Annotated in this window: 28 protein-coding genes and 1 pseudogene; 1 reads left to right on the top strand and 28 read right to left on the bottom strand. The window is 42.6% G+C overall.

The features are described from left to right. Positions 1-46 precede the first annotated feature (46 nt). Positions 47-892 (bottom strand): KilA-N domain-containing protein, encoded by an 846-nt coding sequence (locus H0S56_RS06420; protein WP_195725948.1) that lies wholly within the window; start codon positions 890-892, stop codon positions 47-49. Between the two features lie 80 nt (positions 893-972). After that, positions 973-1,137, bottom strand: a complete 165-nt coding sequence (locus H0S56_RS06415; protein ID WP_068975694.1) for an Arc family DNA-binding protein — start codon at positions 1,135-1,137, stop codon at positions 973-975. Between the two features lie 114 nt (positions 1,138-1,251). On the opposite strand from H0S56_RS06415, the gene H0S56_RS06410 reads away from it, so the two are divergent. Further along, positions 1,252-1,590, top strand: coding sequence for an Arc family DNA-binding protein (locus H0S56_RS06410; RefSeq protein ID WP_195725947.1), 339 nt, complete (start codon positions 1,252-1,254; stop codon positions 1,588-1,590). Between the two features lie 443 nt (positions 1,591-2,033). Here H0S56_RS06410 and H0S56_RS06405 read toward each other — a convergent pair whose 3' ends face one another. The 26 genes and pseudogenes from H0S56_RS06405 to H0S56_RS06285 form a co-directional block, all read right to left on the bottom strand. Beyond that, positions 2,034-2,543 (bottom strand): hypothetical protein, encoded by a 510-nt coding sequence (locus H0S56_RS06405; protein WP_154771687.1) that lies wholly within the window; start codon positions 2,541-2,543, stop codon positions 2,034-2,036. Positions 2,544-2,583: 40 nt separating this feature from the next. Continuing rightward, the gene (locus H0S56_RS06400; protein WP_195725946.1) at positions 2,584-3,522 is read right to left on the bottom strand and encodes a phage tail tube protein; all 939 of its coding nucleotides are present in this window, start codon (positions 3,520-3,522) and stop codon (positions 2,584-2,586) included. A 78-nt stretch (positions 3,523-3,600) separates the two neighbouring features. Then, a complete protein-coding gene (locus H0S56_RS06395) occupies positions 3,601-3,918 on the bottom strand; it encodes a hypothetical protein (protein ID WP_195725945.1) in 318 nt (105 codons plus the stop codon). A gap of 194 nt (positions 3,919-4,112) precedes the next feature. Further along, positions 4,113-4,451 (bottom strand): annotated as a pseudogene (locus tag H0S56_RS14425) (phage antirepressor N-terminal domain-containing protein); the annotation flags it as partial. Positions 4,452-4,607: 156 nt separating this feature from the next. Then, positions 4,608-5,018 (bottom strand): hypothetical protein, encoded by a 411-nt coding sequence (locus H0S56_RS06385; RefSeq protein ID WP_195725943.1) that lies wholly within the window; start codon positions 5,016-5,018, stop codon positions 4,608-4,610. Then, positions 5,015-5,407: a hypothetical protein gene (locus H0S56_RS06380; protein WP_195725942.1), complete on the bottom strand. Its 393-nt coding sequence runs from the start codon at positions 5,405-5,407 to the stop codon at positions 5,015-5,017. Before H0S56_RS06380 ends, H0S56_RS06385 begins: the two co-directional genes overlap by 4 nt. Positions 5,408-5,583: 176 nt before the next feature. Next, positions 5,584-5,949, bottom strand: coding sequence for a glutamate 5-kinase (locus H0S56_RS06375; protein WP_195725941.1), 366 nt, complete (start codon positions 5,947-5,949; stop codon positions 5,584-5,586). Then, positions 5,949-6,326 carry a DnaT-like ssDNA-binding protein gene (locus tag H0S56_RS06370; protein ID WP_195725940.1) on the bottom strand — a complete coding sequence of 126 codons (378 nt, stop codon included), beginning with the start codon at positions 6,324-6,326 and terminating at the stop codon, positions 5,949-5,951. The genes H0S56_RS06375 and H0S56_RS06370 overlap by 1 nt, the downstream gene beginning before the upstream one ends. A gap of 2 nt (positions 6,327-6,328) precedes the next feature. Further along, entirely contained in the window at positions 6,329-6,550 is a 222-nt protein-coding gene (locus tag H0S56_RS06365) for a hypothetical protein (protein WP_195725939.1), read from the bottom strand. 10 nt (positions 6,551-6,560) lie between these two features. Next, positions 6,561-7,580 carry a hypothetical protein gene (locus tag H0S56_RS06360; protein WP_195725938.1) on the bottom strand — a complete coding sequence of 340 codons (1,020 nt, stop codon included), beginning with the start codon at positions 7,578-7,580 and terminating at the stop codon, positions 6,561-6,563. Between the two features lie 9 nt (positions 7,581-7,589). Continuing rightward, the gene (locus tag H0S56_RS06355) at positions 7,590-8,309 is read right to left on the bottom strand and encodes a hypothetical protein (protein ID WP_195725937.1); all 720 of its coding nucleotides are present in this window, start codon (positions 8,307-8,309) and stop codon (positions 7,590-7,592) included. A gap of 78 nt (positions 8,310-8,387) precedes the next feature. After that, complete coding sequence (locus tag H0S56_RS14310) at positions 8,388-8,771, bottom strand: hypothetical protein (protein WP_227554937.1); 384 nt, start codon at positions 8,769-8,771, stop codon at positions 8,388-8,390. A gap of 17 nt (positions 8,772-8,788) precedes the next feature. Further along, positions 8,789-9,142, bottom strand: coding sequence for a hypothetical protein (locus tag H0S56_RS06345; RefSeq protein ID WP_195725936.1), 354 nt, complete (start codon positions 9,140-9,142; stop codon positions 8,789-8,791). Continuing rightward, positions 9,139-10,260, bottom strand: a complete 1,122-nt coding sequence (locus tag H0S56_RS06340; RefSeq protein ID WP_195725935.1) for a minor capsid protein — start codon at positions 10,258-10,260, stop codon at positions 9,139-9,141. Before H0S56_RS06340 ends, H0S56_RS06345 begins: the two co-directional genes overlap by 4 nt. Next, positions 10,226-11,668 (bottom strand): DUF4055 domain-containing protein, encoded by a 1,443-nt coding sequence (locus H0S56_RS06335; RefSeq protein ID WP_195725934.1) that lies wholly within the window; start codon positions 11,666-11,668, stop codon positions 10,226-10,228. The genes H0S56_RS06340 and H0S56_RS06335 overlap by 35 nt, the downstream gene beginning before the upstream one ends. Further along, the gene (locus tag H0S56_RS06330) at positions 11,669-13,159 is read right to left on the bottom strand and encodes a terminase (protein ID WP_195725933.1); all 1,491 of its coding nucleotides are present in this window, start codon (positions 13,157-13,159) and stop codon (positions 11,669-11,671) included. A 15-nt stretch (positions 13,160-13,174) separates the two neighbouring features. After that, a complete protein-coding gene (locus H0S56_RS06325; RefSeq protein WP_195725932.1) occupies positions 13,175-13,687 on the bottom strand; it encodes a terminase small subunit in 513 nt (170 codons plus the stop codon). A 4-nt stretch (positions 13,688-13,691) separates the two neighbouring features. Continuing rightward, positions 13,692-14,177, bottom strand: coding sequence for a hypothetical protein (locus H0S56_RS06320; RefSeq protein WP_195725931.1), 486 nt, complete (start codon positions 14,175-14,177; stop codon positions 13,692-13,694). Between the two features lie 17 nt (positions 14,178-14,194). Continuing rightward, positions 14,195-14,422: a DUF551 domain-containing protein gene (locus tag H0S56_RS06315; protein ID WP_195725930.1), complete on the bottom strand. Its 228-nt coding sequence runs from the start codon at positions 14,420-14,422 to the stop codon at positions 14,195-14,197. Then, entirely contained in the window at positions 14,422-14,700 is a 279-nt protein-coding gene (locus H0S56_RS14305) for a hypothetical protein (protein ID WP_227554936.1), read from the bottom strand. The genes H0S56_RS06315 and H0S56_RS14305 overlap by 1 nt, the downstream gene beginning before the upstream one ends. Beyond that, complete coding sequence (locus H0S56_RS06310) at positions 14,630-14,863, bottom strand: hypothetical protein (protein ID WP_227554935.1); 234 nt, start codon at positions 14,861-14,863, stop codon at positions 14,630-14,632. The genes H0S56_RS14305 and H0S56_RS06310 overlap by 71 nt, the downstream gene beginning before the upstream one ends. Positions 14,864-15,656: 793 nt before the next feature. Next, entirely contained in the window at positions 15,657-15,893 is a 237-nt protein-coding gene (locus H0S56_RS06305) for a hypothetical protein (protein WP_005262234.1), read from the bottom strand. A gap of 172 nt (positions 15,894-16,065) precedes the next feature. Then, positions 16,066-16,563, bottom strand: a complete 498-nt coding sequence (locus H0S56_RS06300) for a hypothetical protein (protein ID WP_195725929.1) — start codon at positions 16,561-16,563, stop codon at positions 16,066-16,068. A 12-nt stretch (positions 16,564-16,575) separates the two neighbouring features. Continuing rightward, positions 16,576-16,818: a hypothetical protein gene (locus H0S56_RS06295; RefSeq protein ID WP_005026858.1), complete on the bottom strand. Its 243-nt coding sequence runs from the start codon at positions 16,816-16,818 to the stop codon at positions 16,576-16,578. Positions 16,819-16,830: 12 nt separating this feature from the next. After that, positions 16,831-17,343, bottom strand: coding sequence for a RusA family crossover junction endodeoxyribonuclease (locus tag H0S56_RS06290; RefSeq protein ID WP_195725928.1), 513 nt, complete (start codon positions 17,341-17,343; stop codon positions 16,831-16,833). Further along, positions 17,336-17,710 carry a hypothetical protein gene (locus H0S56_RS06285; RefSeq protein WP_195725927.1) on the bottom strand — a complete coding sequence of 125 codons (375 nt, stop codon included), beginning with the start codon at positions 17,708-17,710 and terminating at the stop codon, positions 17,336-17,338. Before H0S56_RS06285 ends, H0S56_RS06290 begins: the two co-directional genes overlap by 8 nt. Positions 17,711-17,833: the final 123 nt, after the last annotated feature.

Genomic DNA, 17,833 nt, shown 5'->3' with positions numbered 1-17,833 from the left:
TTTTTCAAGCATTAAAAAACCACTCCGGAGAGTGGTTTGGTTTTAATTAAGCATTTCGCTCTTTTAGAAAATGCCGGCCTACTCGCAGCGTATCAGTACCATAAAGAAGATCCAGAACACTATCAAAGCGTTTCGTAAACTCAGCAATATCCATTGTTGGGTAAAAACCCGGCGGCAATGGCATTGCAGTCAGCACACCATTGCGAGCACTCACATGCCAAGAATCATACTTAGAGTTATTGAACTCATTGCTAATCTGTTGAGCCACCTGAATAACTTCTTGTGGATAAGGTAGAGCCTTAACCTCTTCTTTCTCAACCCTTTGCTTAACCTCCATTTCCAGCAGGTACTTAACTGCATCCTCAAAATGAATAGCCAGTAGCTCGTGATAAGAGTTAATTTTGAAGTGTCGGTTATGTCGCGTCCAGACCTGTGCACGTAAACCTTGATTGCCGTTTACCTTATGGTCAACGATTTTGTGAAGCGTGTCTTTTTGCTCAGGTGAAATGGATTGACGACTACCAACCTTCCATTGTGTTGTCAGCATTTTATACGCACGAATCACAATTAAGTGAAACTTTGCAGAAATCCACATAGCGTATGAGTAGACCAGATCTTCAACAACATAAGTGCCTCGGTTGTTGCCCCCATGGATGGTGTTGACTGCTTTCTGATCAAGGTGCAAATTTGCACCTTGCTCTATTTCGGTGATCAGGTCTTGAGTTTGTTGGTTTCTGATAAAAAATCTAGGCGCATGCTTTGCCTCACTGCCGCTTGCCTTATGCAAGTCATTCAGGCAATAACGACCATCTTCATCCTGACGAATAGAGAAATCACCAATAACCAACGGTTGAGTATTTGGATTTACTAGATTTTGTGTTAAATTAGACATGTGTTTACATCCTTAAGTGATGGCAACTGAACCTTGTTTTTGATTGGTAGTCTGGCAAGGTTTTTTTGTGCCTATTGATTTCATGCTTTCGCACTCTTTTGGTTTTCTCGCTTTTCTAACCATTCTTCAATGATCATATTTAGCTGAGCTGTGATAGTTCTGCGGTCTTTCTGAGTTTCCTCTTTAAATCGCTCTAAAGTTTTTTCAGGTATACGCACGTTTACCTGTGGATCTTGTCTTGCCATTTTTGCCTCCATTTCAATGTTAGCACTAGCTAACAATTGCTAACATAGCAAACAATTCAAACTTGTGTCAACATATTTTGCTAACAATTGCTATCAAAATATTAGGACTAGAAAATGTCTGAAGATGTTCAATTTAACTTACGCATACCATCTGAGTTAAAACAGCAGATAGTTGATGCTGCCAAGCGAAACAGCAGATCTATTAATGCTGAAGCTCAATTGCGACTAGAGAGAACATTTGAACTCGATAGCCTCCCTGAGCCAACCAACCCAAAAAATATTACTAATCCCGATAAACTTGAGGCTTGGGCTAAGTCAGTATTAAATGAATTATTAAGGCTTAAAGAATTGGATACGCGAGTTGAAGAACTTGAAAAAAGTGTCGAGTATTTAGAGTCTTTCCAGAGTGAAGCTACAGATAGGTTGAATTACTTGGATGGACGAGATTATTAATTCAACGACCCTCAAATTGAGTGCCGTTACCATTGACCCTCAAATTGAGTGTCAATGCTCACATCTGAGCCTTACCTTCAGAGCCTCAATTTGAGGCTTTGGAATATGATGCTGATTTTCCGGCATCATGATATGCAAATTCTCACATCGCCTCTGCAAATTTGCAGAGTACTTCTCATATATGAGAAGCAAGAAACCAAGCTAACCTGATTTCTTACTTATCTTCTTATAAGCCTTGTCTAGAAATAAGTTATCCAGAGCAGTTATGCACTCAGTAAGAATATAAAGCTCACATGGTGCCTCGTGCACTTCCAGAAATGCCGCCATATCCTTTGAGCTTAAGGCTATTGGCACACCACTGTGATGAATATCACGCGCTCTGGCAATCATATTAAATGCTTTTAATACAGAGTTAGCGGTGTAATTGTATTCTGGTGGCTCACTTATTTCTTTTCCGAGCTTTTTGTAGATCGCTTTTTGGTGGTCGGTAAGACGTCCTGATTCTTCTGCCCATCTGTAGAGTTCAATGACTTTCCCAGTATTTCAGACTTTTTGCGATCCGCTTCAATCTGAATTCGCTGCGCTTGAGTGATTACCCAAAGGCCTAATTTCATGCCATATTCATCATCTTCAGGCGATTTCCCATAAGCAAGTAGATCATGAGCCATTTGTGCTGAATATTCGATTTTTGCAGGAATATCACGCCAACCTAAAACTAAATACTTGCCAACAATGCCACTGAATACGCGGTTAGATTGCTCCACAAAGTCATCGGTAATTAGGGCACCACTTTCGCGCACCATGCGTTCTTTTTGTTGGTGGCTGTCCTGCATGTACTGGAATGATGGGCGATTAATTCCCGCTATAAGGTAATCGCCGCCATCTGGATGGGTAACCCATTCTGATGGATGTTTTTCAGTACTTAATGAATCTTTTGAAATAGTAATTTGCATTTTTTCTTTTCCAATAATAAAGCCCCTTTCGGGGCCAATGTTATGCAACTGAACGTGTGATGGTTGGTGCCACTTTGACCTGCTTAAACTCTAAAGCCAGCGTGTGGTCATCGGTCGCATTGGTATCTGACATGCCATCATTATCGAGTTCCAGTTTAGGGAAATGGAACCCGTAAGCATTGCCTTGAGTGTCTTCAATGCCAATTTCCGCAGTCATGGTTTCACGTGATTCAACGTATGGAATCCAGGCTTTAGATTGCTCGGTTAAGACCACTGTTGCACTCAGACCAATATTCACTTTGCCTTCGGTATAGCGGTTTGGAATGATGCTCTGATTACCTAAACATGGCCGAGCTGTCAGGTTGTTGTTAATCGTAATACTGAAGGATTCAGCACATGCAGTACCTACCGTGCTCACACCATTAATTTTGAATGTATTCACGTTAATGGATGACATAAATGGCGTATCAGGTGCAGCAAGTGGTGCAGTTACAGGGCTTGCTGCTGGGTTTGCATAGCCTGTAGCGCTAATTGTTGCAGAGCCTGTGATTTTGCCTTCGGTGTCGCCTTGAATGGTTAATTCACCGATACGAGCACCTGAGAACACCTGAATAAAGTTTAATTTTTTATCATGCTTTACAATGGTAAAGGTGTCTAGTTCAGGGCCGCCGATTTCAAGAGTAGCAACACCTGTTACACCATCTTCTACAAATATATTACCGGCTGCACCTTCAAGCAGAATATCTTGGCTTAAAGCCGATAGTTCATACTCAATGGTGCCAGTCGCTTCACCAGAAGTTGCTACTGAACCTTGATCAAAACGAGAATCTACAATTTCATCAGATTCGGTAAGCGAAACGGTTTTCTTTAATGAGTCAGAGTTTCGACGCAACGTATGCCAGACAGGCACTGCAGGCAAAACATTAGGTGACTCTTCTTTTGCAATGTAGATAACTACATCAGTGCCTTTGGATGACATAGTGTGCTCCTTAATTTTAGGCATAAAAAAACCACCTTTCGGTGGCATTGAAATAATTAACCCCGCACTTGGCGGGGCTTATGTCTGTGTAAATGAATAAATAAGAATAATGATCATGAGCACCAAAAGGACATAAAAGGATCTTTTCCAGTACAGCCCTTTTGCCACAATCTCATCTAGGTCTTCATTCCATTTTTTGAAATTTTCAGAAGTGGATTCGAGAAATCTACGACTATCCTGAACTTCTTTCCGAAGCTCTTTATTTTCATTCCAGTTATCAATAACAATTTGCTGTTGGAATTTCATTCGATTGATGACTTCTTCAACAAGCTCTGCATGCGTCATTACCTCAAGCTCTTGGCGCATTTCGATGTATTCATCTAAATCATCGCTCATAGGTCAGCACCAAAATTAAGCAATAGGGTATTTTTATCAATCCAGTCTTGACGCTTCTGCTTGTTGATTTTCTTTTCGCGTTTACGCTGGTGCATACCAAGGCTAAAAAGAGTTCCTTTTGCTTTTGATATCTTGTCATCCATATCAATTGCATTCAGCTCATCAAAAGCCTTGTGTCTAGCATTTAATTTGCCTGTCCAGTGATTCCATAGCACATCATCACATTCTTCTTGGTATTTGATGACGGTATCTCGAAGTTCTGGTTTTACTTTGTTTGGACTGATAGTCATCAACCAGCCAAAAAGCTTTTTAAGAGGCAAGCACAACATTTGATACTGCTTGCCATCTTTACCGGTTGTCATGATTTCCATGATAACTGAACCAAAGCGCTGTTTTAACTTATCAAACTGTGCCTGCCATGCTAAACCCATGCCCTCAACAACTGGACGCATTGGAACATAAGGTTGCCCATTGTGCTCAACAATAGATAAATTGGCGTTATGAAAAAATATAGTCTGTGGTTGCGCTACCATCTTCATAGCATTCTCCTGATCATGCTCAAAAAAAAGAAACTGGCAGGCACGTTGAACATGGAAACGTGCTTTTCGGGGATCAGCCTAGCCAGTGGGTTGCCATATTTCAGGCATAAAAAAACCGCCCAATAAGGACGGTTTAATTAAGTGTTTAAGCTAGTTCACTCGGAACTCAGCTCTAATTATTTTTGCGTAAAAATCTTGGTCATCCATGCTTTGCGGTGCATGAACCTTATAGACTTCAAGATGAGATACACCGAATGATTGCAGTAATGCACGCCACTTATCACACAATTCAGTCATAGCAAGTGTTCCGCTATTCTTTGGCGTGAAGCACTGAATTGAAATAATGCCGTAATCACGGATACATGGGCCATCACCAATGGATGCCACTTGACTGTCAGCGTACTGTATAAAAACTTTACACCACGCTTTATTTGTTGGCGCTTTAAAGTGCTGCCCTCTGCCTAGTGGTTGGCTTTCAATACGGAGATTAGCCTTCTCTACACCAGTGAATTGACCTATTTTTTTATAAATTTCAGTTTCAGCCTGAGTGAGTGTCATCATTTGTATTTACTCGCTACTGAAAGGAATGTGAGTGAGTAAATTCCAAGTGATGCTTGCTGTGAATGTCCATTCTCAAGCCTTAGGGCGTATGGCAGATTGTTTTGTATATAGACACTATCCCCAAGCTTGGCTTGCAAAATTTTATCTGCTCCTTCCGCAAACACTTCTTGATCCAGCGTACCTTTTGGTGCCTTATTTCCATTACTTGGCACTGTCTCATTTGTGGTTTTGTTGACTGTGACCCTATGATTGGAACGGAATGCACCGTCCATGACTGGACTGCCCATAATCACGCCTTGCAGCATCTCAGCACTCACTTTTCGCAAATGCTCATCGCCAATTTTCTCTATCTCAAGCACAAAATTACTCGGTTTGTTTTTCCAGGCCATTTAGCACCTCGGCAGATTCTCAGTTAATTCGCGCTCATCGTATGAATTGTGAGTATAAACACCATCTTCATAAGAGACACCGCACGCACAATTGGGATTGAAATCATGTGGCTTTAAATCATTTTGAGGTATCACATGAACTGAATCATGGATTTCGTGTACTTCCCAAGCCATAACTACACCTTTCTAAGTTGACAGGTCCAAATGCTGTTTGTTGGATCTTGGCTAATATTTTTAACCTCAAAACCACCATCGGCAAACTGCCAGACATCACCTATCTGCGGAATACCTGTAAGCTCATTTTGAAGGACAATGGCCTTTGCATCAGTAGTTTGGTAGTCGATAGGCTTAACCATGTCTCGAAGATAATTCCCTCGCACACCACGCCCTGAATATGACTCATCACCAACAATGGGATAAGTCTGCGTTTCAAAATCAAACTCACCCGAGTAAATCAGTTTTGTGCAGGTGAAGGTGTCGACAGCATCGGCCAATTTTGTACTGAATGCTTGTGCAACCTTGGCTTGGATTTTATCTTTCATTACTTCACCACAAATGTATTAATTGCAAAGCCTTTGGACATATAGGGAGCAACCAAGTCTTCAATGAATAACATCGTCGAGCTTTTGCCCTGCTCCATACCTGCCACGTACTCTGTCTGAACCTCTACGGTATCTGCTTTGACGCGTTCGGATTTCACCACACCATCCGTACGGTCTTTATATAGCTCACCTTTAGCGGCCAACTGTGCAGCATAAGCCCCTGCAAGTAATACATCTGCTGGGATTGCTTCAAATTGACGCAAAGGCTTGGCACGAAGCCAAGCATTCGCTTGAGTAACTGCGAGATTAGCGTCACCCGATCCAGCCCAATCTGGGCCAAGGCTTTGAGTGACTGAGTCGATAGTGACGTAATTCATAGTTAACCCTCGGAAGTTCCAGTTCCAGCACCATTGCCAGTTTCGCTTTTCGTACCAGTTAGTGGTTCAGTCACATCTGGGTCTTTAATGCCGTAGTCTTTACCCGACTTGGTTTCATCAAACACTTTGCCGTTGGCTAAAGTGCTTGTACTTTCATCCAGGTAAGCACGTTCCGATGGATACGTGTAGTTAATGGCTGGCTTTACTAAGTCTTTAGGAAGCATGTCCTACTCCTTACAAGTTGGTAATTAAGAAACGGAATGGAACTGCTGATGCACCGTTGACCATTTCCCAGTTTTCGGCTTTCTGTAGGTCGCCCCATGAAGCAGATAAGGCTTCATTCTTCGTACCACCAGTCAGGGTGTTTTCTGGAGCAACAAAGCTAAAGCCTTGCGGGTGAATCAGCACATTGCGACGAGTGCGCAAGATGCGATGACCAGCACCATTACCTGTTCCGCCGGTACGTTCAATTTCTAAATCATCTTCACCCGGTACAGAGTCGTATGAGAACGCACCATTTGAAGCAAGAATAGAAATGAATTGAGCATTCACACCAGTTCCAATTTTGGTGCCAAAGTCGGTTTCAATAACTGCACGTCCGTTATATACATCAACTGGTGGCAAGTTTGAGCTGTAAGTCAACTTCTCAATCAGGTTTTGTTTACGCATTTTGGCTGCGATTAGCGGATGCACGAAAATAACACCATTTCCACGCATACCGCGACTCATCGTAGCCTCAGCATCAATAAATGCGTCCACGCTAAAGCCTGATGCTTCGTTAGCAGATGATGTTTTTGAAATGTCGGTAGTCAACTTCTTACCGTTGGCCCAGTCATAGTTACGAAGACCAGTCACGGTTGCGCGTGCACGGTTTTCAGCAACACCTTGCCACATGCCATCAATCAAACCACCAATAACTTCAAGTGCATTCACCTGAGATAAATAGCGACCTAAGTTTGACTCCTGAAATCCTTCATTCAGGAAAGCAACACGACCACCCATTGAGCCAGCGTCAATTTCTCGCGGAACTGCAATGTCTGTGATGATAGTGTTGCCGTAGTTTGGCTCTAGGTTTGCATCAATGCCATTGATATACGGCACTTCGAAAGTTTTAGAGCCACTTGTTAGTAATGGACGTAAACGAGCATCACTAGCAAATGCACCTGACTGCACTAAAGGTGAGCGTTTTAATGGGTCTGGTGCGATATAAGATAGTAAAAGCTCGCGGTTAAATACTTGGGCTAATGTAGCCATAAATTACTCCTAAATTGAGTTAAATGCGCCACTTGCGACAGCTTGGGCAAATCCTTCTGGATCATCCTTCTGCCATGCAGCACGCTCTGTTTGATTCATTTCGCTTGGTTTTTTAGTAGCACCGCCACTTTGACCACCAGAAGCCCCACTTCCTGATGCGTTTGACGCACGAATCAAAGGCTTGAATGCCTCATTCGCACGAAATTCTTTTTCTAAATCTTCAATGCTCAATGCACTTGGCTTGCCCTGCAAATCAAGAACACGGATTTTGATTTCACCATCTACAGTTTCAACCTGTAGACGATTGCTAATATGTGGAAGTAAAACTGAGTCACTACCTGGTACAGCGAGTTTTGCTGCCAGTTCAGTGGCTTTGCTTCCCACCGTTAATTTGTAGACTTGCGCCTCAAGCGCCTGTTTTTCGTTTAACAGCTCGGTTTCGCGTGCTGCAAGTTTGTCACCCCATGACTTTTCCAAAGCGTCAATGTCGCCTTTTTTACGAGCATTTTCTTCAGATTCTTTTCGGGCCTGTTCTTCAGCTTCTTTGCGCTTTTGCTGTTCAGCTTTCTTTTCAGCAAGCAGTTCATCAACCTTTTTGCGTAAGCCGTCATCATTTTGTGGCTGTGGAATGCCTTTTACTTTCAGGACGAATTTGCCGTCCTTTTCTTCATAAAAAGCTTTCTGTGATTCTTCTAAGCCCTCTAGGCTATCGAGTTCATATTCAAACATGCTGCTCTCCGAGCGATTGTGCAGTCACAAACTGCGGGCATAAAAAAAGACCCGTTTGGGTCTAGGTTTGGATTTGGTTTATTTGCGCTGATTGCTCAACTCAATATCTTTTTGATTAATTGAGCTTCGCATAACAGGTGTCTTTTTCTTAGGTGGTATCTGGAAGGTTGCAGTCACAATCGTCATTCCATCCACACTACACTCAGCACTAACATTTGACTGAATGCCTATCTCTTGTTTGGTTTCGGCATCTACAAGTACAAATTGATTGGCGCCTTCAATAAGCTTTAATTCAACGTCTTTCATGTTCATTTCACCTAGTAATTTCTTGGACTTCCTGAACCCCAGAATTTCGGCTTCCCATTCGGTCATATTTGAATATATACATTGAGAGGCCAGGAGCATCTGTTGGATTAGTCCCTCTTTTGTTGACTCTACATAACCACCCTCAGAGAACTTCATACCTAGCCCCTTCCAAGTTATTTCTTTAAAATCGGAGCGTATAGCAACTCATGAAACTTGAGCGCCTCGCCCCCGCATGAGCACACAACACCATAATGATCTTTAAATTTCTTGTAGAAATTAATCTCCAGCATTCGAACAATGGAAGGTGACACCTTGTAGGATCTCGCGACATCTGCTTTTGTCTCACCGTTGATCAATTTTAAAATAATCTCAGAATTTATTTGGTTTTTAGCTGTCGGATATAGATAAAGTGCATTTGTATCCCGCGGCTTTTCATTTCTTAAAGCCCTCAACCTTTCAATCAGTTCTGATATTTCACTGTATTTTAGAGTTTGAGCCACCTCTAAAATTTTACCTATATCACTCACAATCCCAACTCCTTAAACGTCTTAGCATCCAACGCCTTTAACTCATCCAGCGTATACATAGCGCCTTGCGGATCGACAAACTTATCGATGCTATACTTACCTTCTTTGTAGAGCTTGTAACGCGATGGACCAAGCCATTCCTTTTGGAAAAACTCATCGGTCTGGTCGAAAAACTTCTTAAACGATGTATTGGCATCCAACTGGCCAATCAGGTCTTTACGTTCATCTTTTGGAATATCCTTAACCTTGCGCTCATCCATTACAAACGGACGCTTGCCTGATAGCTTTCCATCAGCATCAACTCCAATGAGAACGCTGCGGCAGTTATAATGCAAAGGCGGTTGCGGATGTGGCTTATCAATCTCATACACCGACTGATCTAGTACAGAACACGTTTTGGACGTTCTCCCATCCAAGGTGCTGACGAATTTCACATGAGTGAATCCAAGCGCCTTCCAAGTGTCATCATAAGCAACATTCGCCACATGACTTCGTGCAGTCCTGACAGTTCGCTCAATCTCCACCTTGGTTGCATCCCAAATGCCACCAACATAAGCGTACTGATTACCTACCTTGGTTCGCTTGCCACGGATGCGGGTAATAATTTCCTGATTGGTCTGGCCTTGATTGATACCGTCACGAATGGCGTATTCAACCTGCTTTCGAGCCTTATCCAGTACAAAGCCAAACATTTCATTAATGAGTTGACCGCCTGCCAATGGAGTAGACTTCGCTTTTTTATAAAGCTGCTCACCACTGACCGAAGCTGCTGCACCTGTCATTAACTGACTGACATACGATGCTTCATACACTGCCATGCTGACCGCTGACTGGTGAAAGGTTTCTGGTACCTCTACTGAAATCTCTTTAAATCGATCATTCAGTAAGGTGCGAATCTCTTTCAATTGATCAGTAGTGTATTGACCACTCGCCAATGCGGTTTTTTCAGCGTCAGACAGGTTTTCAAGCAATTCCCTTAGCTCTGATACCATCTTATTGGACAGGCCGTAAAATCGGCTTAAAACTTCATTTACAGCTTGGGTTGATGCTCGATAGCTATAGGCTGAATGTTGGCTTAAAGCATTAAGTATTGCTTTCTGTGCTATTTGGTCGTTCATAGTTCATACCTGGTAAAGCACTGGCCGTTTCATCCTCAATCCGTCTTTCTTCTTCCTCATAATCAATCTCAGGGACTTTGCCAGTCGTGCGGATTGTGTGGAAGGTTTCACGGCTCAATTTGCCTTGCTGGACAAGCTCGTTATAAAACTTCAGTGCGTCCAGTGAAAGCTTGCCTTTAGCGAAGTCCTGTTTGATCGTGAACTTAGCTTTGCCTGAACCGAAGTACTTGGCACACCAGCGCAAGACAATTTCAGAGGCTTCATTTAAGTTAGCCACACACAATGACAAGACAGAATATTTCGCCATGGACTCATTGTTGGATTCGGTTGCAGTTTTCACTACCTGATTTTCCTCAAGCAGTTTTGCACCCAAAGCTTTCATGTGCTTCTCTTTGGCTTCCATTGCTTCTTTAGCAATCATCTGTTCCTCTGCCTGAGCAAAGGTAAATGTTGATCCTACTGGAAGCATTAAAGGAGTTGTAGAGCCAAGCATTACACCATTCTCTTGCAACCAATCACGCCACTCGGTATCAAGGCCAGTCATTACTGGTTGAATCTGACCGCAAAGAAATACACTGTTCTCATACTCAGCTGAGTTGTGATAATGCGCGATATTCATTAAAGCCAGTGACTCAAGTGGGATATTGTCAATCTCCCAATCATTGGCCACCGATCCAAGCGGGATAAATGGTATCTCATTCCACTTGGCACCATTTGCATCAGTTGGATAATACGGTTCGCTATCTGCTTGCAAGGTACCAGTGCGGTCAGAATAAATCTGAACACAATATTCACCGTTCTGATCCAGTCGCAATACCCGATAAAGCTGAATCTCTTTTAGGCTAAACTCGTCGCTTGGATCCACGATGGAATCTTTCTCAGCAAGGACTACCAAAGCTGTCTTAAAGTGAGCACCAACCTTACGTACACCCCAATTGATGATGCTTAAGGTTTTGTAGTGCACCACGGTCGGCAGAATGCCTAAACGCTCTACCTCAGCAACCGAAGTCGCGCCATCTGTCTGCGGATAATCCACAAAGAGTCCACCACGGCCAGCATCAAGTAATCCACCTAAAGCACTTTGCATTAAGTGATAGTAAGACTTACCAGTACCATCAGCGTTGTATTTCAGGAAGTCCATACCATCAGGATCGAAGTTCGGATCTTCCGAGAAGGCAATACCAATCAATTCCTGTTTAGTATCTTTAGTGATTTCATACAACACAGCACGATCACGATATGCCTGATTGCGTAAATCATTCTCACGCTTGTCTTTGCTCACATTGATTTCAGGCAAATATAAAGCACCTGCCTTTTTCACTGCATTTGCACCATCACATAGATCGTGAACGACCTTCCAACGGCCTTCAAATTCAGCATATTTAGGATGTTTTGAATTGACTGCCATTTAGTACACCGTGCTTAATGAAATAGTTTTAGGTTTGATTTTCTTCGTCATCGCCACAGCAAAATATCTAAACCCATCGGCACCATGCGAAGTGTGGTCATGCAAAGGTTTATCCTTCCAGCAGCCTTTCTTGTCATCCCACTCTTTGCGATAGTTTTCCAGATGAGAAATACCTTCCTCACACTTGGTTTCGTCAAACTCACATCGAGGCAGGATTTCACGGGCTAATTCAATGCCGTCCATGATTCCAATATTGGGAACCACTTGGAACCGAACTGAGTATTTCACTCCGTCAATCTCATAACCTTCTTTGGCAATATCAAGACGAGATTTACCATCATTCATCAATGAGCGGTTTTGAATATCATGTGGAGCGTAATGTGCTGAATAGGTATAGCCACGATCCTTCAGGACCTTGAAGTAGTGACGCATACCTTCGCCTGAGTTCTCGTAGTAATCAATCACCTGATAGCGGTCTTCACCGATCTTGCGAATGAACCAGATCACCATAGAATCTGATACACCCAAGTCCCAGAAGGTCATCACATCCAAATGTGAATTATCAGGCAACTCACCAATGCGGCCATTCTCATACAAGAACTTAAATTGCTTCTTGTAGTAAGCGCCTTCCACTGACTGAGCAAATGCTTCAGACGGAATAGATGGATATTCACGCTTAATATCTTCACCAAGCGTTTTCTCTTTCTGCCAGTACCATTGCTGCTGCTCTGGTGTGGTGTGGATGTTGTATTTGGCTTTTAGTTCAGCAAAGTAATCTTTTAGACGCTGCGGAATCTCGGCTGTAACTGGTAAGGCATAATCATGATTCTTCCACCATGAGAAGAAAAAGAACTTCCAGTCGAGGATGCCAAGTGTTCTGCCTTGAAGTTGTAACTTCTCAGCAGTCTGGCAATAGTCATAGAAATAACCTGACTTACCCTCAGCCGTAGACTCAAGCGTAATCTTTCCACCCAAACCAACTGCTTCAAAAGCACCAGTAACAATCTCACGCGCTTTATCTGGGTATTTCGCACAGATCTTACCGAACTCGGAGATATGTAATCGCTTAAGCGTTCCACCACGAAATGATGTACTGACTGTGACCGATCCACCTTTGGAGAATACAAGTTCTTCCTTGGTTTCAATGCTCAATGGATTGGCTGCACGCAATGGATGTGGCAGCTTTTCATAAGCGTATTTGACCTTTTCCCGAAACAGGCGTTTAGCGTCATGTAAGGTATGTGCAATCAAGGCACATTTATCCGACATGAATAGTGCAGCATCCAACTGGATAATACACATCTCAGTCGTAAAGCCGAGCTGACGCGCTTTCAGGATGATGTTTCTCGACCACTCATTTTCAAAGTATTCAAGCTGCTCAAGTGTCATCTTGAACTTAACCTGCTTACCGTTTTTATCGGTGATGTGGTAGAGATTGTTTAGCCGCCAATGCTGATCAATAAGTTTTGCTCTATGCTCAGGTTTAAGCATATGCCCTCCTTATTTTCAGTCGTTGCTTAGCTCATCCATCAGGTCAGATAGTGATTGAATCTCAAGCTTCCCTGAGTGCTCCACTTTGTCTTTAAATGCGCCCACAGAGACATGCCTACCTAGTAACTCAAGATTCTTCACCTTGTCAGGCCATTTGATCTTTTTAAGCCAACCCTCACCATCATCCATGCTGATTGTTTCGATGTTTGATATGTATTGACGCCAAATCTTAGGCCAATCGCGCAACGGCTTAACATTGCCGTCGTCGTCCATGATGTCCAGGACATCCATTTGATCAATTTCGACCAGACGTCTTAAGACATAGGCAGCATCAATTTGGGTTTGTTCAGTACGTTTGTTTTGCGCTTCCTCAATTGCTTTTGCAATGTTAGGTTTTGTGAGGTTTTCGCTTCCAATCTCTTTGGCTGTCTTCTCACTGTACCCAGCACGAATCGCGGCTTGCGTAGCATTCAGGTCTATCAGATATTCTTCGACAAACCTTTGCTGTTTAGGCGTTAGGTTCGCCATATCTTTACTCCATCACATATTTAAGATCATCCGGACAAGTCAGCTTCACACCATCTTTCAAGCACCACATTTCAATATCAGTTAAGAACTCAGCCATCTGCTTTGTTGTGGCTTCTGTGATACTCATTCGATTTGATACAAATTGCCTTAATGGCTCATAACCCGGATTGCGCGATTCTCTTAAATCCCGAATGACCTTGAATGTTTCTGGATATTCGCCAACATTGTCGCGATTAAAGATGATCGACAGATATTTGTATTTGAAGAATGCTGCTGATTCTTCTTTATCTAAACCGCGCTGCTTTCCATACTCAGTCATCCATAACCAGTACAGTCTTCGCTGAGCATCCGAAAGCTTGTCTTCCTTCTGATCAATCACCACCCTTAACGGCTTACCCTCATTAATCGCCTGAGTGTAATTGGTGTGCATGAAGTTAATGGCTTTAGTGATGTCGGCATGACTCTGGATAGGAAACACGGCTTTTTGCATTTCCTATCTCCACTAAATTACTTCTTTGGTAGTTTTGGTATTGGCATCCAGTGCGTTGCATTTGATGTGAAGCCAGACCAGTATTCGGTTGTTAGGTCGCCACGACCACCCTTGCAATAACGCTGCACTTCCGGGTCTTCATCACTTCTTAAATCCACTGTTAAAACAGGTTCACTCCACCCAGTCACACGACCGTCTTCAATAATAATTTCAGGCTTTTGCTTTTTGATACTAATCCACTTCATCAAAACACCTCTCTATCTTCCATTACCAACATCCGATTCACTCTCACCAACCACTGATCAAACATTGCTTCACTCTCTGCCCGATTACCCAATTGGAATGTATCGAACTGGAAGTGGCAGGAATGGCATAGGCAAACGGTTTTGCTGTCATCGGCCTTGATTCCCCTGCCTTTACCGTCACGGCTTGAATTTGAATGAGCAGCCTGGCTATTGGGATTGCCGCACCGAATACACGGAAGCTTTCTGATTGCTGCGAGTCTTTTGGGGTTGCGCTTCATAGAGATTGATTCTGATGTTTCTTGCTCGCTCTCGGTGGCGTTTAAGCTTTTCATCAATATTCACCATCTCTTTAGCAGTCATCATGCTGCGGGACAGACTGAGTAAAATATCAATCTGGTCGCAATGCTCTTTTAATTCCCTTTGTGCAGATACTATGTCCATGATCACCACCAATAAGAAAAGAAAAACCCCTCAACATCTAGAATGCGAGGGGCTTTGATTGCCGTAATACGTCCGGCGAATTTTAGTCAAAAAAATACCCACACCATTGGGGTCGATGTGGGCGAAACTTTAAATTCAAAATGTGGAGTCTTTGAACAAGTGGTAAATTAATAGAGAATTAATATAACGTCCAACTTATTTTCAAAATAAATTATTAATTAATAAGTGAATTTATCGATTAGTTTATTATAGATTACTCAACCTCTTTCAAACAGTCCCGACACACCTTGATTTCTTCATCATCAATCGTGTAATCGATCTCAATCGCACCATGCAGGCCAAATAAACACATCAGTAATCTAAGCATGATTTTACTCCTGGACAATCAAGCAATCATGTCGCAAGAAATGTCAGTTATTTTCACTTATAAAACATAAATTTATAATATTCATTGCTGAAATAATGTCATTAACTTTGTCGAACTAAGCAAGATTCCTTCCTGGTTAATCAAGCATTTTAACTTGGTGTGATTACACTAGTATTTCTCAGGGCAATAAAAAAGCCCTTTTCGCAGGGCCAGACGCTACTCACAATCACACACACCTAACATGCACGGTCTGCTTTACTTGCTTTCAATCCTCTTTAGGTCGGGACGCTACTCCCTAGTCTGGATTCCCGAAGGAAGTTTACTCGATGGCATGTTCCACTGGTCAGCACTCCAGCAGGAATGGGTTGCCTTTTTACAGGCAATAAAAAAGCCCACCATTTGGCGAGCTTTCCTTGATGCTTAAACCTATTTTTGACATTTCACGTTAAACTGGTATTCGTCTTGAGTGACCTTAATTTTAATATTTTTATATTTTCGTTTGTTTGGATCCATTGCCGAGCCAGCCACTTCCTCAAAAAAGCTACGATCATTCATTAGCTCGCCATACGCTTTATAGCCTAATAAAATCTTTTCAGGCTTTTTGCCTTCAGCCACTAATTTACCGAGAGTATCTTCTAGTTTTTTAACAGTTAAAATCGCCATTTCAATTAGAGCTCAAAAACAAAAAAGGCATTATCACTTAATTTTATGAATAAATAATGTCAAAAAAGCCCACCTTTCGATGAGCCTTCTATCAGTAGTGCGACTTACTTACACTTCGCGCCACTATACCATGAATTTAACAAATGCTTTCCGGAAGGTCAAGAAGTTCTAATCACTTATATTCAATAAATTTATATCGGCAATGCAGTGCAGCCAATCCACACTTTACATCTTGCTCTGCCCCATACCTAGATCGCTCTGGTGTAACCATCTGCGACCACGAATTCCCATAAAAATAACGGCAGATAATCGCATCCATCCATTCATCCATAATTTCACTTTGACCCTGCATATCCAGAATTAAACGCTGCACTGCTCGCGCCTCATTATCATCAATCTGGCATACAATGTTTGTGCGTGTCAGCCTTGGCTTATCCTCAACCAACATAGAATCAGCAATAACTTGACGGGTCTTTCTCACGCCCAACTTAAACTTGCGCTGCTTTACAATCGCTTCATCCATAGCAACAGCAATAGGGTTAATGCTTTTGCCACATGTCCCAGCCACGCTATTCATCCAAGCCCCAAATTGATAAAGCCATTCCTCTAGTGAGTATTTACCCCAATCAACCGCCTGCATAATATTTTGAACCTTAACCATCGCATTCATCCCTATTCCCTCTTACAAATTCACGTATTTAAAAAACAAGGTGGTCCCGTCCTGTTGAGGGATTGAAACGCTTTGGCCCTGTTCTAAAGTTTCAATCTGTTCTGTTGTTAAGTGTTTGCCTGCGTGTTTTAGGAAGTCTTCCTTGGAATCAAATTTGGCTTTTCCATAGATATTTGTATTGGTCTCATTCCAGTGCTCATAAAGCCAATACTTACCATTTGAATAAAGCGCCCAATCAAAATTATTAGTACTCATCCCCATCCACCCTTAAACCCTTAACTTTTCAACTTGAATAATCAGCTTCCCGCCTTTTTCTGATGGCAACCGCTTCACAAGCAATTCATCCACCTGGGAATCATCCAGAATCAGCCCGCCTTTCGATAAAGCATCAAAGCAAGGCTTAACGATGTTATCGATGTCCCTTATTTTCGCATCAGGTGGTGCGTATTCGATCTTTACGCGAACTCTACCCTGATACCCTGCCGGCTCGATAAAACGCTTCATAACGTCAATAAAGTGGATTGCTCGCTTACTTAATCGATTGGTCTTGTTTGCCCCGCGAATCCAGTAGTGATTTACCGAAGGAGGCGTGATTAAAACTTCACACCAGAGCAATTCATCATTCACCACACCAAATCCCTTCCCTTCGACCAAATGGGCCGGAACCTTTGGCATTGGATCTGGATTGGATTTCTTTTTCCCCGACTTGGCTGTTACACCAAATCGAGGGCCAATACCGGCTTTTCGTGCCTGTGCTGCGGTGATACGGAGATTAGTCATTGGCACCTCGCAAAGTTTTCTTGATCTCACCAATGCAATATCGAATCGCAAAAACTCGCTCAGATTTTCCAGATTTCTTGTTCTGCTCTAATGCAAATTCAAGCTGCTTGATTAAGCTCGCAGAAGAAGTTCTTAAATTGTCATTTTCCTGCTTAGCCTGATGAAGTTCCTGAGCCAAACGATCTACTTCTAAAATAGCCTGCTCTCTTGTGAGTTCCTGATCCGCAAAACACTTCCCGTCTGCGTGACAGAATCCATCAACACCACAGTAAGGATTTCCGCCTTTGCATCTCATTACAGCATCTGCCCAGACATTGTGGTTCTTGCTTAGCAAGTCATGTTCACACGGTATTTTTATTGCTTTCATGACTCACCTCGCAGGGTCTTCTCCAATCGCTTACAAGCATGTGAAACAGCGCCTTGCAACACATCAAAGTCAGCTATGCAATCTTCACCTGTGAAGCGCTCTAAGCCTTTTACTTCTTGAAGT

The organism is Acinetobacter lwoffii (assembly GCF_015602705.1).
GTDB classification, from domain to species: Bacteria; Pseudomonadota; Gammaproteobacteria; order Pseudomonadales; family Moraxellaceae; genus Acinetobacter; species Acinetobacter lwoffii_E.
This window is presented reverse-complemented; position numbering and strand designations above follow the sequence as displayed.

Bases quoted from the DNA above. Each gene is read 5' to 3' on its own strand.
- H0S56_RS06330 (WP_195725933.1), bottom strand. From the start codon at position 13,159: ATGCTTAAACCTGAGCATAGAGCAAAACTTATTGATCAGCATTGGCGG.
- H0S56_RS06295 (WP_005026858.1), bottom strand. From the start codon at position 16,818: ATGAGTACTAATAATTTTGATTGGGCGCTTTATTCAAATGGTAAGTAT.
- H0S56_RS06315 (WP_195725930.1), bottom strand. From the start codon at position 14,422: ATGAAGTGGATTAGTATCAAAAAGCAAAAGCCTGAAATTATTATTGAA.
- H0S56_RS06400 (WP_195725946.1), bottom strand. From the start codon at position 3,522: ATGTCATCCAAAGGCACTGATGTAGTTATCTACATTGCAAAAGAAGAG.
- H0S56_RS06385 (WP_195725943.1), bottom strand. From the start codon at position 5,018: ATGATGACACTCACTCAGGCTGAAACTGAAATTTATAAAAAAATAGGT.
- H0S56_RS06370 (WP_195725940.1), bottom strand. From the start codon at position 6,326: ATGAATTACGTCACTATCGACTCAGTCACTCAAAGCCTTGGCCCAGAT.
- H0S56_RS06300 (WP_195725929.1), bottom strand. From the start codon at position 16,563: ATGAATGCGATGGTTAAGGTTCAAAATATTATGCAGGCGGTTGATTGG.
- H0S56_RS06290 (WP_195725928.1), bottom strand. From the start codon at position 17,343: ATGACTAATCTCCGTATCACCGCAGCACAGGCACGAAAAGCCGGTATT.
- H0S56_RS06395 (WP_195725945.1), bottom strand. From the start codon at position 3,918: ATGAGCGATGATTTAGATGAATACATCGAAATGCGCCAAGAGCTTGAG.
- H0S56_RS06320 (WP_195725931.1), bottom strand. From the start codon at position 14,177: ATGCAAAAAGCCGTGTTTCCTATCCAGAGTCATGCCGACATCACTAAA.
- H0S56_RS06415 (WP_068975694.1), bottom strand. From the start codon at position 1,137: ATGGCAAGACAAGATCCACAGGTAAACGTGCGTATACCTGAAAAAACT.
- H0S56_RS06365 (WP_195725939.1), bottom strand. From the start codon at position 6,550: ATGCTTCCTAAAGACTTAGTAAAGCCAGCCATTAACTACACGTATCCA.
- H0S56_RS06375 (WP_195725941.1), bottom strand. From the start codon at position 5,949: ATGAAAGATAAAATCCAAGCCAAGGTTGCACAAGCATTCAGTACAAAA.
- H0S56_RS06310 (WP_227554935.1), bottom strand. From the start codon at position 14,863: ATGGACATAGTATCTGCACAAAGGGAATTAAAAGAGCATTGCGACCAG.
- H0S56_RS06360 (WP_195725938.1), bottom strand. From the start codon at position 7,580: ATGGCTACATTAGCCCAAGTATTTAACCGCGAGCTTTTACTATCTTAT.
- H0S56_RS06420 (WP_195725948.1), bottom strand. From the start codon at position 892: ATGTCTAATTTAACACAAAATCTAGTAAATCCAAATACTCAACCGTTG.
- H0S56_RS06285 (WP_195725927.1), bottom strand. From the start codon at position 17,710: ATGAAAGCAATAAAAATACCGTGTGAACATGACTTGCTAAGCAAGAAC.
- H0S56_RS06340 (WP_195725935.1), bottom strand. From the start codon at position 10,260: ATGAACGACCAAATAGCACAGAAAGCAATACTTAATGCTTTAAGCCAA.
- H0S56_RS06380 (WP_195725942.1), bottom strand. From the start codon at position 5,407: ATGGCCTGGAAAAACAAACCGAGTAATTTTGTGCTTGAGATAGAGAAA.
- H0S56_RS14305 (WP_227554936.1), bottom strand. From the start codon at position 14,700: ATGAAGCGCAACCCCAAAAGACTCGCAGCAATCAGAAAGCTTCCGTGT.
- H0S56_RS06410 (WP_195725947.1), top strand. From the start codon at position 1,252: ATGTCTGAAGATGTTCAATTTAACTTACGCATACCATCTGAGTTAAAA.
- H0S56_RS06325 (WP_195725932.1), bottom strand. From the start codon at position 13,687: ATGGCGAACCTAACGCCTAAACAGCAAAGGTTTGTCGAAGAATATCTG.
- H0S56_RS06305 (WP_005262234.1), bottom strand. From the start codon at position 15,893: ATGGCGATTTTAACTGTTAAAAAACTAGAAGATACTCTCGGTAAATTA.
- H0S56_RS14310 (WP_227554937.1), bottom strand. From the start codon at position 8,771: ATGAAGTTCTCTGAGGGTGGTTATGTAGAGTCAACAAAAGAGGGACTA.
- H0S56_RS06335 (WP_195725934.1), bottom strand. From the start codon at position 11,668: ATGGCAGTCAATTCAAAACATCCTAAATATGCTGAATTTGAAGGCCGT.
- H0S56_RS06405 (WP_154771687.1), bottom strand. From the start codon at position 2,543: ATGCAAATTACTATTTCAAAAGATTCATTAAGTACTGAAAAACATCCA.
- H0S56_RS06355 (WP_195725937.1), bottom strand. From the start codon at position 8,309: ATGTTTGAATATGAACTCGATAGCCTAGAGGGCTTAGAAGAATCACAG.